14 protein-coding genes are annotated in these 16,402 nt (G+C 42.7%); 8 read left to right on the forward strand and 6 right to left on the reverse strand.

The window, feature by feature from the left end; all coding sequences use genetic code 11:
- Nucleotides 1–7 precede the first annotated feature (7 nt).
- Together gmk and nadD are read left to right on the forward strand one after the other, a co-directional pair.
- Complete coding sequence (gene gmk, locus BCY91_RS00425; protein ID WP_120180040.1) at nt 8–577, forward strand: guanylate kinase; 570 nt, start codon at nt 8–10, stop codon at nt 575–577.
- Between the two features lie 9 nt (nt 578–586).
- Complete coding sequence (gene nadD / locus BCY91_RS00430; protein WP_120180041.1) at nt 587–1,159, forward strand: nicotinate (nicotinamide) nucleotide adenylyltransferase; 573 nt, start codon at nt 587–589, stop codon at nt 1,157–1,159.
- 19 nt (nt 1,160–1,178) lie between these two features.
- Here nadD and BCY91_RS00435 read toward each other — a convergent pair whose 3' ends face one another.
- The gene (locus BCY91_RS00435; RefSeq protein ID WP_120180042.1) at nt 1,179–3,257 is read right to left on the reverse strand and encodes a carboxy terminal-processing peptidase; all 2,079 of its coding nucleotides are present in this window, start codon (nt 3,255–3,257) and stop codon (nt 1,179–1,181) included.
- A gap of 252 nt (nt 3,258–3,509) precedes the next feature.
- Between BCY91_RS00435 and BCY91_RS00440 the strand changes: the two genes are divergently transcribed.
- From BCY91_RS00440 to BCY91_RS00450, 3 genes are all read left to right on the forward strand, one after another.
- Nucleotides 3,510–5,396 carry a DUF1800 domain-containing protein gene (locus BCY91_RS00440; RefSeq protein WP_120180043.1) on the forward strand — a complete coding sequence of 629 codons (1,887 nt, stop codon included), beginning with the start codon at nt 3,510–3,512 and terminating at the stop codon, nt 5,394–5,396.
- A gap of 16 nt (nt 5,397–5,412) precedes the next feature.
- Nucleotides 5,413–6,681 carry a DUF1501 domain-containing protein gene (locus BCY91_RS00445; RefSeq protein WP_120180044.1) on the forward strand — a complete coding sequence of 423 codons (1,269 nt, stop codon included), beginning with the start codon at nt 5,413–5,415 and terminating at the stop codon, nt 6,679–6,681.
- Nucleotides 6,682–6,747: 66 nt separating this feature from the next.
- Entirely contained in the window at nt 6,748–7,815 is a 1,068-nt protein-coding gene (locus tag BCY91_RS00450) for a sensor histidine kinase (RefSeq protein WP_120180045.1), read from the forward strand.
- Between the two features lie 127 nt (nt 7,816–7,942).
- On the opposite strand, the gene BCY91_RS00455 is transcribed toward BCY91_RS00450, so the two are convergent.
- The 4 genes from BCY91_RS00455 to BCY91_RS00470 all read right to left on the reverse strand — a co-directional run bounded on the left by BCY91_RS00455 (nt 7,943) and on the right by BCY91_RS00470 (nt 10,868).
- A complete protein-coding gene (locus BCY91_RS00455; RefSeq protein ID WP_120180046.1) occupies nt 7,943–8,800 on the reverse strand; it encodes an FKBP-type peptidyl-prolyl cis-trans isomerase in 858 nt (285 codons plus the stop codon).
- Entirely contained in the window at nt 8,800–9,285 is a 486-nt protein-coding gene (locus BCY91_RS00460; protein ID WP_120180047.1) for an FKBP-type peptidyl-prolyl cis-trans isomerase, read from the reverse strand. Before BCY91_RS00460 ends, BCY91_RS00455 begins: the two co-directional genes overlap by 1 nt.
- A gap of 107 nt (nt 9,286–9,392) precedes the next feature.
- The gene (gene lipB / locus BCY91_RS00465) at nt 9,393–10,094 is read right to left on the reverse strand and encodes a lipoyl(octanoyl) transferase LipB (protein ID WP_120180048.1); all 702 of its coding nucleotides are present in this window, start codon (nt 10,092–10,094) and stop codon (nt 9,393–9,395) included.
- Nucleotides 10,095–10,229: 135 nt separating this feature from the next.
- Complete coding sequence (locus tag BCY91_RS00470) at nt 10,230–10,868, reverse strand: 4'-phosphopantetheinyl transferase family protein (RefSeq protein ID WP_120180049.1); 639 nt, start codon at nt 10,866–10,868, stop codon at nt 10,230–10,232.
- A gap of 71 nt (nt 10,869–10,939) precedes the next feature.
- Here BCY91_RS00470 and dcd point away from each other — a divergent pair, with 71 nt between their 5' ends.
- The 3 genes from dcd to BCY91_RS00485 are packed head-to-tail and all read left to right on the forward strand — an operon-like array spanning nt 10,940 to nt 14,992.
- The gene (dcd, locus tag BCY91_RS00475; RefSeq protein ID WP_120180050.1) at nt 10,940–11,476 is read left to right on the forward strand and encodes a dCTP deaminase; all 537 of its coding nucleotides are present in this window, start codon (nt 10,940–10,942) and stop codon (nt 11,474–11,476) included.
- Nucleotides 11,477–11,531: 55 nt separating this feature from the next.
- Nucleotides 11,532–14,234, forward strand: coding sequence for a carboxypeptidase-like regulatory domain-containing protein (locus BCY91_RS00480; protein ID WP_120180051.1), 2,703 nt, complete (start codon nt 11,532–11,534; stop codon nt 14,232–14,234).
- Nucleotides 14,234–14,992, forward strand: coding sequence for an enoyl-CoA hydratase/isomerase family protein (locus BCY91_RS00485; RefSeq protein ID WP_120180052.1), 759 nt, complete (start codon nt 14,234–14,236; stop codon nt 14,990–14,992). Before BCY91_RS00480 ends, BCY91_RS00485 begins: the two co-directional genes overlap by 1 nt.
- A 186-nt stretch (nt 14,993–15,178) precedes the next feature.
- Here the strand turns inward: BCY91_RS00485 and BCY91_RS00490 are convergent, their stop codons facing one another.
- Entirely contained in the window at nt 15,179–16,402 is a 1,224-nt protein-coding gene (locus BCY91_RS00490; protein ID WP_245988948.1) for an FtsX-like permease family protein, read from the reverse strand.

Raw genomic sequence — 16,402 nt, forward strand, 5'->3', positions numbered from 1 at the left:
AAATAAAATGCAAGGAAAACTGATTATATTTTCTGCCCCTTCTGGCGCAGGCAAAACCACCATCGTACAACATCTTTTACGCACCTTTCCAGATAAAATAGCATTCTCTATCTCGGCAACTACGCGGGCGGCCAGAGGAGAAGAAACCGACCAAAAAGATTACTATTTCATCAGCAAAGAAGAGTTTTTGCACCGTGTTGCCAAGCACGAGTTTGCCGAGTTTGAAGAGGTTTATTCCGGTACTTTTTATGGCACTTTAAAAAGCGAAATCCAACGCATTTGGGACAGTGGCAAGCACGTAATTTTTGATTTGGATGTAGAAGGAGGCTTACGCCTAAAAGATAAATACAAAGAGGATGCTTTGGCTATTTTTGTGCAGCCGCCATCAATGGAGGTGCTTGTAGAAAGATTAACCGGCCGCGGTACAGAAACTGCCGAAAAAGTAAAAGAACGTATAGATAAAGCAGCAAAAGAGCTAAGTTATGCGCCAAAATTTGATGTAATACTAGAAAACACAGATTTGGCGACGGCCTGTAAAGAGGCAGAAAACCTGCTTTTAAATTTTGTGAATGCTTAATTAGCGCTGATGAAGGTAGGCTTGTTTTTCGGTTCTTTTAACCCCATCCATACCGGGCATCTTATTATTGCCAATTACATGGCGCATTATACCAATTTGGACCAGGTTTGGCTGGTGGTTTCTCCGCATAATCCGCTGAAAGAAAAAAAAGACCTTATCCAGGTTTACGACCGGCTAGAAATGGCAAAACTAGCTACCGAAGAGGTAGAAGATATTTTGGTGAGCGATGTGGAGCTGAAACTGCCTCAGCCATCTTACACCATTGATACCTTAACGCATTTGCGCGAGCTTTACCCCGGACGTGATTTTTGCTTGATAATGGGCTCGGATAACCTTAAATCTTTAAAAAAATGGAAAAACTACGAGCTGATTTTGCGCGATTACCATATCTATGTTTATCCGCGCCCCGGCTCAGAAGATTGCGAACTGGCACAACACCCATCTGTAACTTTAACAAATACACCTTTAATGGAGATATCTTCCACCTTTATACGTAAAGCCGTAGCCGCACAAAAGGATGTTAAATTTTTTTTACCAGATGCGGTAATAGATTTTATAGATAGCAAAAGCCTTTATCGCTAAAGGCTTTTGCTGTTTTTTGTTAAAACTGCCTGTTTTTTACCGCAATTTGCGGATTGGTGATGAAATCTGTTAAAATGTTTAGGGTTTCATCTTGGATAAAATCAACATCATCTTCTTTGGTTGTTTTCTCGTCCTTTTTGGTGATCGGCGGCAAGCCTCTTGAAACTCTGCGTTCATTTTCGCGCTTTAAGTTTTTGTCTTCCAGTTCATCACGCTGCTTTTTTAAAGCCGTTTCATTTAAAGGCAGAGCCACATCGGCATCGCGTTTTTTAAATTCGGCAATATCCTGCAAAAGGTAAGCGTACTCTTTGCTGGTTTTCATGCGCGCATCGTGTTTTTGTTTCAGTTCGGCTATCACGCTATTTAAATTAGCCACTTTCTCATATTTGCTACTGGCAATTTCGTCCCACGGCAAGGCAGATTTTTCTGCGCTTTCGCCGTATTTATCCGCAGGAAAAACCGTTGGAAACTCAATATCTGGCGTAACGCCTTTATGTTGCGTAGAGCTTCCGCTAATGCGGTAAAACTTGGCCATCGTTAAATTAATCTGGTCGTCTTTATCCGCAAAATCAGAATCTATGCGTTTCATGGCAATTGCCGACTGAACCGTTCCCTTTCCGTAAGTGGTGTTGCCCACGATGATGCCCCGTCCGTAATCTTGTATCGCGCCAGCGAAAATTTCGGATGCCGATGCGCTAAACCGGTCGGTCATTACAGCCAAAGGTCCATCCCACAATACTGATGGGTCCTTATCCTCGTCTACCTCAACTTTGCCTCGGTAATCTTTAACCTGTACCACGGGGCCTTTTTTAATAAACAAGCCTGTCAAATCAATCGCTTCTGTTAAAGAACCACCGCCGTTGCCTCTTAAATCGATAATTAAGCCGTCGATATGTGCCTTTTTCAAAGAATCTATGGCATACTTAACATCTCTGGTGGTCGATTTATAGTTCGGGTTGCCTTTTTGCATTTCGGCCCAGTCTGCATAAAAAGCCGGAATTTCGATAATGCCGTAAGTATAAGTTTTTCCGTCTCTAACCACCGTTTTTACCTTCTTTTTTACCGATTGGTCTTCTAGGATAATCTTCTCGCGCACCATGGTCACAATCTTTGGTTTGGCAGAAAGATCTTGGTCTTTAGAAAGGATTTTTAACCGCACCGTAGTGCCTTTTTTACCACGGATTAAAGTGATGGCATTATCTAAGCGCCAGCCCACAACATCAACAAAATCTTCATTTCCTTGTGCTACACCAATAATCTTATCGTCTATTTTCAGTTGCTTACTTTTATCTGCCGGCCCGCCCGGTACCACACTTTTTATGGTCACAAACTCGTTTTCCGAGGCTAAAGTTGCGCCTATACCTTCCAAAGAACGCGCCATATCAATGTTGAAGTTGGCGGCATTCGCCGGATTAAAATAGCTGGTGTGTGGGTCAACGGCGTTTGTAAAAGCCGTCATAAATATCTGGAAAGCATCCTGATTGTTGATTTTGTTAGATTGCGAAAGCAGGTTATCGTAACGCTTTTTTAAGGTATTGCGGATGGCGGAATCTGCCTGCCCGGCTAATTTCAAATTCAGATAATCGTATTTTACTTTGTTGTGCCACACATTATCGCTTTCTGCTTGGTTTTTAAACCACGGCAATTTGCTGCGGTCGTAGGTGTAAGTGTCGTTTTTGGTAAAGTCGAACTTATCATTAAGCTGCTTTAGCGAATAACTGATTTTTTCGTTATAGCGTTTTTGGTAAGTGTTAAACATGAAAAAAGCAGCGCTCAAGTCACCGGCCTTCAAATCGTCATCAAAGGTTTTGCGGTATTTTTCAAATTCTTTAATGTCTGATGCCAAAAAATAGCTATGGTTGGCATCCATTTCTTTCAGATAATTGTTGAAGATAACGTTACTGATAGAATCGTTAAGCTGGATTCTTTTGTAGCTAACGGTGCTCACCAATTCTGCAATTTCTTTGGCTACTTTGGCCTGCCGCGGTTCGGGTTTTAAATTGTTAGAACCCGGTACGTCTATATCAACAATGCGTGGCGTGGCGCTACAGGCAATAGTTGCCGCAACAAATAAGCCTAGAAATACTCTTTTCAACATGCTCTTTACTTTTTGAAACTCTAAATTCACCGCTAATATTAACGTATTTGTGTGGGAAATAATGTATTTAAATTAATCTACTAACCAAAAAAACGCTGGTTTCGTGGAAACAAGTTTACATATAAATTTTTGTTGAAGTAAAATTCGAGCCAATTTATTGATTAAGCTATTTGATTGCGCAAATATTTAAAAAAATGAATACCATTAATCCATTTCAAAATTGGGCAGTCATACCCACAAACCAGTTTTAAAATGAGAAGCATCGTAAAATATTTTTACAGCCCGTTTTTAGCCCTTACACTTTTGTTGTGTCTTTCGTCTTTTTTGGCGGATAAAAGCGGACCTATCACCCAAGCCTACCGTAAGGCAGGTTTAACCGATAGAGAGGCGGCCTTACACCTGTTAAACCGTTTTACTTTTGGGGCTACCACAAGTGATATCGATAACTTGGTAAAAATAGGTGCCGATAAATGGTTTGCCGAACAGCTTAAAGCTAATTATCCGGATAAAGAGTTGCAAGAACGTTTAGCAGCTTACGATGCCATTAACCTAAGCAACCAACAGGTAAACCAAAAATTCCCTAGGGCGCCACAGGTTTTACGCCAAGCCATAAAAGAGGGCCATATCCATAAAGATTCGATAAACAAAACCGACAAAAAGGCTTATCGCGAAATGCTGAACAGCTACATGGCGCAAAAAGGTTATCGGCCACAGCAAGAGCTTTACCGGCAGTTTATCAGCCAAAAAATATTACGTGCTACTTACAGCCAAAACCAATTGCAAGAGGTCCTTACCGATTTTTGGTTCAACCATTTTAACGTTTCGCTCACCAAAAATGATTGTGCCATGTACATCCCAGCTTACGAGCGCGATGTGATCCGGCCTAACGTATTCGGCAAGTTCAGCAACTTGTTGCTGGCAACAGCTAAGTCGCCGGCGATGTTGTTTTTCTTAGACAATTTCACCAGCGTAGGCAATAACCAAGAAAAGGCTCAAGCCACTAAGCAAAACAATAAACCTAATGCTTTGGGAAAGGTTGCGCAGCCCAAAAAAGCGAAAGGCCTAAATGAAAATTACGCCCGCGAGGTGATGGAGCTGCACACTTTAGGTGTAGATGGGGGCTACACGCAAGAAGATGTAACGCAAGCGGCGCGGGTATTAACAGGCTGGACCATTTACCCCGCAATCACCTTTGATGGCGGTGGCAATGCTATGAAAAAGCTAGAACAGCTTAGTCCATCTACCTTAGAAAAAAGAGGTTTTGTACGCGAGGGCGACTTTTGGTTTACCCCAAACCGGCATGACAACGGCATCAAAATAGTTTTAGGGCATAAATTTAATGGCGGTGGCTATCAAGAAGGCGTGGCGCTTTTAGAGATGCTGGCCCATCATCCGTCCACCGCAAAATTCATTTGCCACAAACTGGCCGTCCGCTTCGTAAGCGATAATCCGCCACAAAAACTGGTGGACAACATGGTGAAAACCTTCAACAGTAAAGACGGCAGCATTACCGCCATATTGCAAACTATGGTTGCTGACCCCCAATTTTGGACGAAAGAAGCTTTGGGCGAAAAAACAAAATCGCCGTTCGAACTGGCAATCAGCGCTGCCCGCGCGCTTGACGCGGATGTTTTGCAGCCCTATCAACTTTATACCTGGATAAATAAAATGGGCCAAAAGATTTATGCCTACCAAGCGCCAACAGGCTTTCCGGATAGGGCGCAATACTGGATCAATACCGGCGCTTTGTTAAACAGGATGAATTTTGGACTGGCCATTGCCAGCGGAAAAATAAAAGGGGTAAAGGTAGATTTAGCCGCTTTAAACAACAACCACGAGCCCGAAAGTAGCGAGGCGGCCTTAGCAACTTATGGCAATATCATTTTGCCCGAGCGTGATTTATCCAAAACCATTGAAAGATTAACGCCTTTATTAACCGCGCCAGATTTGGCCGAAAAGGTAAGTAAGGCGGCAAGCAAAAACACAGCGGAAACCGGCGACGATAGTTTAGATATGGACACCATGGTACCGAAAATAAAAGCAAAAGCCAACAAACCGAAGCCTGCTTTTGCCAGTAATGCCATGCTGGCGCAGGTGGTGGGCGTAATTATCGGCGCACCGGAATTTCAGAAAAGATAAACGTAAAATATATATCATGATTACGAGAAGAGGATTTTTAAAAGCCGGCGGTTTGGCCGTGTTTGGCATTGGTTTGGGCGGTGTACCCAATTTTGTAGCGCAAGCGGCGGCACAAATTAAAGCCCCAGGCTTGTTTAAAAGGCGGAAAACATTGGTGTGCATTTTCCAACGCGGCGCTATGGACGGCTTAATGGCAGTAACCCCTTTTACGGATGAGCATCTGCGTGCTGCCAGACCCACTCTTTTTATGTCTGCGGCAAAAGCCAGCCCAGGAAAACCATTGATAGATTTAGACGGAAAATTTGGTTTGCACCCTTCCATGGCCGGTTTTGCCAATGTTTTTAAAGAAGGCCGTTTAGGGATTGTGCATGGCATAGGCTCGCCAAACAAAACACGTTCGCATTTTGATGCGCAAGATTACATGGAATCTGGCACCCCGTTTAACAAAGGCACATCAAGCGGTTGGCTAAACCGCGCGGTGGGTTTATTAGGGCACGATACGGCGACGCCATTTCAGGCAGTAAGCTTAACTTCATCTTTACCGCGCTCTTTTTATGGCGATAATCCCACATTAGCCCTCAGTAACCTTAGCGATTTCAATATCCAGGTGAAAGGCAACCCCGCCGGAGCCAATATGGCATCGCAAAGTTTTGAAGATTTGTACGACCAAACTGCGCAGGGACTGCTAAAAGAAACCAGTAAAGACAGTTTTGAAGCCATGAACGTGCTGAAAAAATTGGATACTAAAAATTACGTACCTGCAAACAATGCACGTTATCCTAACAGCGCTCTGGGCAACTCGCTAAAGCAAATAGCACAACTCATTAAAATGGATGTAGGTTTAGAGGTGGCTTTTGCCGAATCTGGTGGTTGGGATACACATTTTAACCAAGGTACTGATACCGGAATTTTTGCCCGCAACGTAAACGATTTGAGCGAGAGCATCATGGCTTTTTGGACAGACATGGGCACTTTGCAGGATGATGTGACCGTAATGACCATGACCGAGTTTGGCAGAACGGTGAAACAGAATGGCACTGGCGGCACCGATCATGGCCGTGCATCGTGCAATTTTATTTTGGGTAACGATGTTTTAGGAGGCAAAGTACACGGAAAAATGGATGCGCTTGCCCCAGAAAATTTAGAAGATGGAAGAGATTTAGCCGTTACTACAGACTTTAGAAGCGTATTTAGCGAAGTTGCAGACAAGCATCTAAACATTAATAAAGACGGGGTGCTTTTCCCGGAATGGGATGGGCAACACATTGGTGTGATGAGGACTTAAAGCGTTAACAATTTCTTAAAGTCTTACTCTTTGTAAATCAATTACTTTATTGGTTATATTAGGCGTATGAAGTTACGTACGCTTGTTTTCTTAAACGCCTTGGCCGTTGGTGTTTCCATAGGCGCGGTGAACCTTTATTTTCAGCATAAATGGTTCTATTTTGCGGTTTCTTTGGTGATCGCAACCATTGTGAGCTATTTCGTTTTTTATTACCTGATAGAAAAGTACGTTTATTCTAAAATCAAGGTGATTTACAAAATGATCCATAGCCTTAAATTGGGTAAAGATTTAAAAGATGCTTTGGCAGAATATGTAAGTCCGGATCCGATAAACGACGTGCAGCAAGAGGTAAAAGAATGGGCACGTGATAAAAAGCACGAGATTGACGAACTGAAGAAGCAAGAAAAATTCCGACGCGAGTTTCTGTCTAACATATCACACGAGTTTAAAACGCCCATTTTCGCCATAGAAGGCTATGTTGAAGCATTGCAAGACGGGGCATTGCAAGACCCCGAACTGGCTCAAAGTTTTTTAAACAAGGTGTCATCTAATGTGGAGCGACTGAGTGTTTTAATTAAAGATTTAAATGAAATATCAAGGCTGGAAAGCGGCGAATTGCCAATAAACCTGCAAAAATTTGAGCTTACCGCACTGATAAAAGAGGTGATGGAGTCTTTGGAGCTAAAAGCCGAGAAATACAAAATTAAACTGGTTTTTAAAGAAAAATATGATGTACCTACCTGGGTAAAGGCTGACAAAGAAAAAATCAGACAGGTGCTTATCAATCTGATAGATAATTCTTTCAAATACGGCAAAGAAAACGGCACCACATTTATTACGGTATTTGCCCTGCACGATCAATATTTAGTTGAAATTACGGATGACGGTATGGGCATTAACGAAGAGCATTTGCCGCGCCTCTTCGAGCGTTTTTACCGTACAGACAGCAGCCGCTCTAGGCAAATTGGGGGCTCGGGCTTAGGCTTAGCCATTGTTAAACACATTGTAGAAGCGCACCACCAAACCATTAACGTCCGCAGTACCGAAAAACTGGGCTCTACTTTTGGTTTTACCTTAGAAAAAGCGAAAGAAGGCGGCCTTAACATCCCGATGATTACCACGGATGTGGATTAAAAAAGAGCTTTTTCTTTTAACCTGCTACAAGACGCTTTGAGCTTAATAAAATCAGACTTGCGAGTTGTAAAAACCGCAAGTCTCTTTTTTAGAAAGATTCTCTAAAACGCTGAACTTTTAAAAACACCTAATTGGTCACAGAAATTACGCTGATTTCAAAAGCTAAAATTGCATTTGCTGGAATTCCAGTTGGCGGTGTGCTGCCGTAAGCAAAACGTGAAGGAATGTATAAATTAATTTTTCCTCCTGCCTTAATTTTTGGTAAGGCCAATTGCCAGCCTTTTATCGTATTGCTCAGCGTAAGGGTGACCGGAGAGCTGGTGCTTGCCTCATCAAAAACCGTGTTTGTTAACAGCTTGCCCTTATAGGCAACTTCTACTCGCGCATCTGCGGATGTTATCTCGGTCCCGGTGCCTGGAGTCACAATGTTATAATAAATACCGTTACCGTCTTTTGTAGCAGTAAGTTTGTTTTCTGCTAAATAATCTTGAATTAAGGCATCTTCGTAAACTGGCCGGTCGGTATCATCAATTAAATTTAGTTTGGTATCTAAAATGGTATTGCCCGGAATGGTAGAACCTAAACCGTCTTTTCCATAAGCTAAAGACGAAGGCGTAATAACCCGTACTTCGCCGCCTTTTTTAATCTTCAACAAGCTTTCGCGCCAGCTTACCGGAGTAATGTAGCCCAGATAATTATACTGAGGGTTGTATTTAGAGAACTCGTATTTTACATTTTTGTTGATAGATGTAGTGCTTTGCCAAATACCTACGTAGCTTGGGTAGTCCACTTCTAGGCCGGTTCCGGGGTTGATCACTTTATAGTAAAAGCCCGTGCTGTCCTTAGTAAATCCGCTTAAATTATTGCTACGCATGTAAGCTTGGATGTCTTCGTCTTCTATCTGCGTAAGCGTGCGTGTTTCCTTTTCGCAAGCGGTTAAAACAAGTACAGCCACAAGCGCAAGGTTCAAAATCTTTTTTATCATCAATTTTTTATTTCTGTAAGTTCGATATCAAAATCTAAAATGGAATTTGCCGGAATTCCCGGACGGGCAACATCGCCATAAGCAAACCCGCTGGGTACAATTAAGCGGATTTTACCGCCTTTTTGGATACGAGGGATGCCCATCTGCCAGCCAGCAATTAAATAGCCCAGCTGAAACATTTTTTCCGTACCCTGGTCAAAAACGCTTCCGTTGAGCAAACGACCTTTATAATTAACGGTGATATTGGTTGTAGGTGTGAAATTAACATCGCCAGTTCCCGGCTCTATAATTTGATAATACACATCGTAAACCGAATCTTTTTTCGCCTCGATGTTATTGTCTTCCAAAAATTTTTGGATAATTAAAGTGTCTTTGCCGTACTGCGCATAAGCGAGGGCATTACGGTCAATTGGCTCGTCTTTTTTACAGGCGCTAAAGCCAAGTAACAATGCAACAGCTAAATACAGGTAGTTTTTAAGTCTCATTTTTTTGCAAATTTATCCTTCTTTTTTGCAAAACCTAAACATTAACGTTTTTTAACGGGAAATGTTGGGGCAGTACAAAACAAAGCTTAAGGAATAAGGAATAAAGATTATTGCAGGTCCATTTCAAACAAGGCGGCAATATGGTGTTTAAGCCGTGTTTTTACTTCTGCAATATCCACACGGTCGCCTAGCTCACGTTGCATAGAAGTCACATCTTTATCGTCGATGCCACAGGGCACAATATTTTTAAAATAATCTAAATCGGCATTTACATTGAAGGCGAAACCGTGCATGGTTACCCAGCGGCTGCAGCGAACGCCCATGGCGCAAATTTTACGGGCTTTTTCGTTATCAGCATCCAGCCAAACGCCGGTATAACCCGGGTAACGGCCTGCTACAATATCATAATCTGCCAAAGTGCGGATAACGGCTTCTTCCAGCGTGCGAAGGTATAAATGGATGTCGGTGAAAAAGTTTTCCAGATCCAAAATGGGGTAGCCCACAATTTGCCCCGGTCCGTGGTAAGTAATATCGCCACCGCGGTTAATTTTATAATAAGTAGCCTGCTTTTGTTCCAGCTGCTCTTTGTTTAGCAGCAAATTCTCTGCGTGGCCGCTCTTCCCTAAAGTATAAACGTGCGGATGTTCCACAAAAATCAGTCGGTTGGTGGTCGTCTTTTCGTCCTCGGGATGGCTACGGTTGTAGCTTTTGATAGCCACAGTTTCTGCAAAAACCTGCTCTTGCCTATCCCAAGCCTCTTGGTAATCTACCAAGCCCCAATCCTCAAATATCACTTTCTTGTTTTTCATTTCTTGTTAATTTGTCCGCAGTCGGCAGTCAGTTGTCCGCAGGCCGTTGTCCGTGGTGGGTTGTCCATAGTTGATAGTCCATAATCCGTAGTCTGCTGACCGCGGACTATCAACCGCCGACTGCGGACTATCGACCTATTCACACACATACCCTACCATATAATCCTCAAACTTTTTATAATGCACCACATAGTTTTTTGTACGGTTTTCTTTCGCGATGCTAGCTTTAAGTTCGCCTTCATCGGCGTAAGCAAATGCCGCCAACCGGATATGGTCTTTAAAGGAGGTTTCCTTTTTACCGTTAAGTTTGTACAAAGCTTCCTTGGCGCACCAGCAAACATAAAGCTGTTCAATCCGTTTATCTTCGGCAATAAAATCCAGTTCGGCAGCAGCCAAAAATTTTTGTTGCACGCGTTCTATCTTCGCTTTTATAATCTCAATATCAATCCCTACTTTCCGCGTTTTGCTAATCATCACGGCGGCATAATCAAAAGAATGGCTTAAAGAAATGTGGTGCGGGTGGTTCACCAAAAAAGGTTTCCCATTTTCGTCCGTCTGGCAATCTATATACAGCTCGGTGTTTATCATGTTGCGCAACAGCACACGCGTAGCCAGCCAATGCAGGTTGCGTTTTTCTTTGCTTAACGACCGCAATACACTTTGCTCGTGCTCCTTCAATTGCAGTTTTGCCTCCAGCTCGGCCGCGGTTTCGGTAATTTTCCACAAAGCAATAGAGGTATCCGAGTTGATGTTTTGATGAAAAGTGAGGGGCATCTCTAAAATTATAATTAATTGCCGAAATTATTTTAAATAAATTATAATTTAGGCATAATCAAAAATTAGCGATGATACTTTCAGACCAAAACATCTTAAAAGAAATTGAAGCCGGCACCATAGTTATTGAACCTTTTAAACGCGAGTGTTTAGGCACCAACTCTTACGATGTGCATTTAGGAAAGTATTTGGCCTGCTATACCAACCGCGAGCTAGACGCGCGGAAGCATAATACCATAGAACACTTCGAAATACCCAAAGAAGGTTTTGTGCTGCAGCCCAACACGCTTTATTTAGGCGTAACTTTAGAATATACCGAAACGCACAAGCACGTGCCTTTTTTGGAAGGAAAATCGAGCACGGGGAGGCTTGGCATTGATATACACGCCACCGCCGGAAAAGGCGATGTAGGTTTTTGCAACACCTGGACTTTAGAAATTTCGGCAACACAACCCGTACGCATTTACGCCGGTATGCCTATTGGCCAGCTCATTTATTTTATGGTTGAAGGCGATATTGACACGCTTTACAATACCAAAGGCAATGCAAAATATAACCACAAAACCACCCGGCCGGTAGAAAGTATGATGTGGAAAAACCAATTTTAAAACAAAGTTAACAGTCAAAAGCCTCTGCACGCAGAGGCTTTTATTTTTTAAGCTTATGAAAACAAAACGGACATTGCTGGCAGGCGCCTTATTTGTTTGTGCGCTTATATTTTACGGCTTCGCAGTCCAAGACAATCCGCTAGCAAAGCTAATTGCACAATTAGAGCAGTACCTGGACAAAAACACCCAAGAAAAAGTTTATTTACATACCGACAAGCCTTTTTATGCCGTTGGCGATGACATTTGGTTTAAAGCTTATGTGGTAGATGCGCAAACTTTAACGCCCAGCCCTAAAAGCAATATTTTATATGTGGATTTGATTGATGCCCGCGACTCTATCCGCAAAACGCTAAGGGTGCCGCTTTTTGCGGGATTAGGCTTGGGAAATATAGAGCTTAAAGATTCTTTGGCCGAGGGCAACTATCGATTGCGGGCCTACACGCGCTGGATGCGCAATTTTGACCAAGCTTACTTTTTTGACCGTACGCTTAAAATTGGCAATATATGGACAGATCAGTTGGTGACCAAAGCCTCGTCGGTGTATCAAAAAAACGGCGATAAGCAGGAAACCACCACCACCATCAATTTTAGCAATTTAGATGGTTACGCTTACGCGGATAAGGAAGTAAATTATCAGGTTACTGTAGCCGGAAAGGTGCTGAGCCGCGGGCGCACAAAAACAGACGATAAAGGAAACATCAGCCTAAGCTACAGCAATAACAAAACTTTTTTGGGTGGCGATGGCGCCATACAAACCAGCATTACTTTAGCCGAAAACACCGTTATTAACCGAAGGATTGCCGTAGTTGATGAAGCAGGAAATACAGATTTGCAGTTTTTTCCCGAAGGTGGCGATTTGGTAGAAAACGTAAGGAGCAAAGTTGCTTTTAAAGCGCTTGGCGCCGATGGCTTGGGCAAAGCTGTAACCGGTTTTGTGCAAGACGATGCAGGCAATAAAGTGGCTTTAATTAAAGATAAGCATCTGGGGATGGGCTATTTTGCTTTTGCGCCAATGGCAGGCAAAAGCTACCAAGCAATGGTGAAGTTTGAAGACGGCGTAGAACGCACTTTTAAACTGCCGCCCGCCAAGCCCGAAGGCATTACGCTGGCGCTGATAAACCCAACGGAAGACAAAATAGGCATTAGGGTAGCCGCCAACCAAAGCTTTTTAGCTAAAAACCAAGGAAAAACGTTTTGTATTGTAGGGCAAAACAGCGGAAACGTGGTTTACACGGCAAAAGCTAAACTAAACAACCTAAGCTTTGGTGCCGAGCTGGAGCGCTCTAGATTTATCCAGGGCATTAACCAGATTACCCTGCTTGACGAAAATATGTTGCCGGTAGCCGAGCGTTTATTGTTTATAGCACCAAAAGATACCTTGAGCATAAAATTGCAGGCCAACAAAGCAAACTATCGGCAAAGAGAGAAAACTAGCATTACTGTAAAAGCCACTAAACCCGACGGAAAGCCGGTAATAGGCTCTTTTTCTATGGCGGTGATAGACCCCAGCAAAATGGATTTACAGCCCGATAAAGAAGATCATATTTTAAGCAATCTGTTGCTTACGTCAGACATTAAAGGTTATGTGGAGCAACCGGCATATTACTTCAACCATCCTAACCAGCAAGTTTTGGCCAATGCCGATATTTTAATGATGACGCAAGGCTGGCGCCGTTTCAGCTGGCAAAACTTAAACGCTACCGCTCTTAGCTATAAACCCGAAAAAACCATCAGCCTTAGCGGCAAAGTAACCCAAGGAAAAGATAAACCGGTGGCAAACGGCGCGGTGACTGTTTTTGCTAAGAGCGATAAAATCCTCATCCTACAAACCAAAACCGACAGCAATGGCGAGTTTATGATTGATAGCCTGACGTTCCCAGACAGCACCACGTTTTTGGTGCAGGCGCGTACAGAAAAAGGGCGCAAAAACGTAGATATCGAAATTTACGACAGCACCGTGCCGGTGGTTACGGCCAACCCTAACCGGGCAGACCTGACGGTAAACATCAACGAATCGATGCAGGCCTATCTTCAAAACAGTAAATCGCAGTACGAAGCCTGGCTAAAAAGCGGTTTGGTTAATCGCTCTGTACTGTTAAAAGAAGTGGTGGTGGTGGACCGGAAAGCGCCGGTGAAAAATTCGTCAAACCTAAATGGCGCCGGAAATGCCGACAAGGTATTTACCGCGAAAGATTTAGAAAGCTCTTACTCTTTAGAACAAGCTTTAATAGGGCGCGTGGCCGGCTTAACTTTTAGCAACGGAATCGCTTACATCCGCGGACAGCAGGCACAAATTGTAATGGACGGCTTTTATATGGATGCCGATTTCTTGAATAGCATTCCGGTTTCGGATGTTGAATCGGTAGAGATTTTAAAAAACATTGCTTACACGGCTATTTATGGCAGTCGCGGAGGTGGAGGTGTAATTGTAATTAATACAAAACGAGGCGAATCTAACTATACCAGAGATATTTACGTGCCGGGCGTAAAAACCATCAGGCCTATTGGCTTGGTGCCGGCCAAAGAATTTTACGTGCCTAACTACGCCGATCCGAAAATTAACCCGAATGTGCCAGATTTGCGCACGACTGTATATTGGAACCCAAATATTGTTACCGATAGCTTGGGCAATGCTACGGTAAGTTTTTATAATGGCGACAATCCCGGGAAATATCGTGTAACTTTAGAGGGCATGGACCTTAGCGGGCATTTGGCGCGCAAGGTGATGTATTATAATTTGAACGCAAAAAGTAAATAATGGAATTTATTAAAACCACCATACAAGATCATGTAGCAATTGTTTCTTTAGACAGAGGAAAATCTAACGCGATTAACGAAACCATGCTGGACGAACTGCAGAAAATGGTCAAAAGTGTTGAACAGGATGCTAATATCTTTGGGCTGATTTTAACCGGCAAACACGGTTTTTTTACCGCAGGCTTGGATTTGATTGAGCTTTATAATTATAACGAAGAGCAGATGTTGAGCTTTTGGACGAAGTTTCTGAAGCTGATTAACACTTTGGTGGAGTTTAAAAAGCCCTTTATTACGGCAATTAGCGGGCATAGCCCTGCCGGTGGTTGCGTACTGGCTATTTGTGCTGATTACCGCGTAATGGCGGAGGGCGAATACATCATCGGCTTAAATGAGGTGCCGGTGGGGATTATAGTTCCGGATAGTATTTTTGAGTTATACGCATTTTGGATAGGAGAAGCCAAAGCCTACCGGAATTTGTTAGAAGGTAAATTGATGAACCCGGCAGAAGCCAAACAAATTGGTTTGGTAGATGCTACCTCGTCTATAGACTCTTTGATGACTGTTGCCTTAAAACAGATGAAAGTTTATCTACAACTAGAGCAAAACACCTGGCAGCAAAGCAAACAAAACCTTCGGAAAAAGCTGATTGCAAAAGTGAATGAAAACCAACAAGAGACCGTAGAAAAGGTTTTGCAGCAGTGGTGGTCGGCAAGTACCCGTGCAATTTTAAAAACGATTATAGGAAATCTGAAGGGGTAAAAGAATAAGGACAAAGTGCGTCAGTCTTGATACTTTGTAGGAGAGTAAAGAACAAGGAGCAAAGAATAAAGACAAAGTGCGTCTGTCTTGATACTTGATACTTTGTAGGAGAGTGAAGAACAAGGAGCAAAGAATAAGGACAAAGTGCGTCTGTCTTGATACTTGGTACTTTCTACTCGATACTTTCTACTTAATACTCAGTGCCAGCTTCTTCACACTCAGCCTGGAGCTAATAAAAGATGCCACAAAAGAAATTACCATTACGGTAACAAAAACCAGCACAAAATCACTGGCTTTTAATGCCATTGGGTAAGCATTTACTACCATATTTCCTTGCGCCATCGTGATAAAACCGTACTTCATCTGTGCATAAGCAAAAGCAATCCCCACGCTCATCCCTACTATACATCCTATAAAAGAAATCATTAATCCCTCTAATAAAAAAATCTGGCGGATCATCTTTTTACCTGCGCCTAAACTGTTTAGCACGGCAATATCCTTTTGCTTATCAATCACCAACATGGTTAAAGAACCTACAATATTAAAGGTGGCAATCACCAACACAAAGGTTAAAATTAGGTAAACCGCCCATTTTTCTGAGTTTAAGATTTTGTACAGCAAAGCATTTTGCTGAATGCGGTCTTTCACCAAAAAATCTTTCCCAAACTTTTGTTGCAGGTTTTTAGCAAGCACCTGCGCATCTGCATTTGGCTTCAAATAAACCTCCACTGCACTTATCTTTTCTGGTTCGCCCAGTAATTCGCGTGCCGTGCTTAAAGCAATAATTACGCTGTTGTCCGAATCTTGGTTAGATTCAAACACACCAACCGGTGTGGCATAGCGAACTACAAATTCATCTGCCGGCCCAAATGCGCCACTACCTGCATTTTTATTGGGCGAATAAATTTCTAAAGCGGTTAAAGGGCTATTTACATTTATCCCTAAAGAGTATTGCACCGTAGCCCCTACAAGCGCAGTTGGGTATTCGCCGTCTTGTAATACAAACTCGCCTTGTACCAAGCTGGAGGCTAATCGTTTATTGGCTAAAAAAGACGGATCAACACCTTTTATTTGTCCAATAAATTGTTGCTTTCCATAGCGTAAAAGCGCTTTTTCTTCTAGTACTTGGCTGTAAAAACTGACGGAAGGATCTTCCTTCAGATTACTCAAATCTAATCTCTTTGGATCAAAGGATTTGCCCTGCGCCGGCTCTATGCGTAAATCTGGCGTAATGGTATTTGATAAAGAAACCACCAACTGCTCTAGCCCATTAAAAGCGGATAAAATGACAATTAACGCGGCGCTGCCCACAAAAACGCCCAGCATAGATATGCCCGAAATTATATTTATAGCATGGGTAGACTTTTTAGAAAAAAGATACCTTTTGGCGATATAATAAGCAGTATTCAA

Source organism: Pelobium manganitolerans, from assembly GCF_003609575.1.
Taxonomy (GTDB): domain Bacteria; phylum Bacteroidota; class Bacteroidia; order Sphingobacteriales; family Sphingobacteriaceae; genus Pseudopedobacter; species Pseudopedobacter manganitolerans.

Bases quoted from the DNA above. Each gene is read 5' to 3' on its own strand.
- BCY91_RS00440 (WP_120180043.1), top strand. From the start codon at position 3,510: ATGAGAAGCATCGTAAAATATTTTTACAGCCCGTTTTTAGCCCTTACA.
- nadD (WP_120180041.1), top strand. From the start codon at position 587: ATGAAGGTAGGCTTGTTTTTCGGTTCTTTTAACCCCATCCATACCGGG.
- gmk (WP_120180040.1), top strand. From the start codon at position 8: ATGCAAGGAAAACTGATTATATTTTCTGCCCCTTCTGGCGCAGGCAAA.
- dcd (WP_120180050.1), top strand. From the start codon at position 10,940: ATGATACTTTCAGACCAAAACATCTTAAAAGAAATTGAAGCCGGCACC.
- BCY91_RS00455 (WP_120180046.1), bottom strand. From the start codon at position 8,800: ATGATAAAAAAGATTTTGAACCTTGCGCTTGTGGCTGTACTTGTTTTA.
- BCY91_RS00450 (WP_120180045.1), top strand. From the start codon at position 6,748: ATGAAGTTACGTACGCTTGTTTTCTTAAACGCCTTGGCCGTTGGTGTT.
- BCY91_RS00435 (WP_120180042.1), bottom strand. From the start codon at position 3,257: ATGTTGAAAAGAGTATTTCTAGGCTTATTTGTTGCGGCAACTATTGCC.
- BCY91_RS00470 (WP_120180049.1), bottom strand. From the start codon at position 10,868: ATGCCCCTCACTTTTCATCAAAACATCAACTCGGATACCTCTATTGCT.
- BCY91_RS00460 (WP_120180047.1), bottom strand. From the start codon at position 9,285: ATGAGACTTAAAAACTACCTGTATTTAGCTGTTGCATTGTTACTTGGC.
- lipB (WP_120180048.1), bottom strand. From the start codon at position 10,094: ATGAAAAACAAGAAAGTGATATTTGAGGATTGGGGCTTGGTAGATTAC.
- BCY91_RS00480 (WP_120180051.1), top strand. From the start codon at position 11,532: ATGAAAACAAAACGGACATTGCTGGCAGGCGCCTTATTTGTTTGTGCG.
- BCY91_RS00445 (WP_120180044.1), top strand. From the start codon at position 5,413: ATGATTACGAGAAGAGGATTTTTAAAAGCCGGCGGTTTGGCCGTGTTT.
- BCY91_RS00485 (WP_120180052.1), top strand. From the start codon at position 14,234: ATGGAATTTATTAAAACCACCATACAAGATCATGTAGCAATTGTTTCT.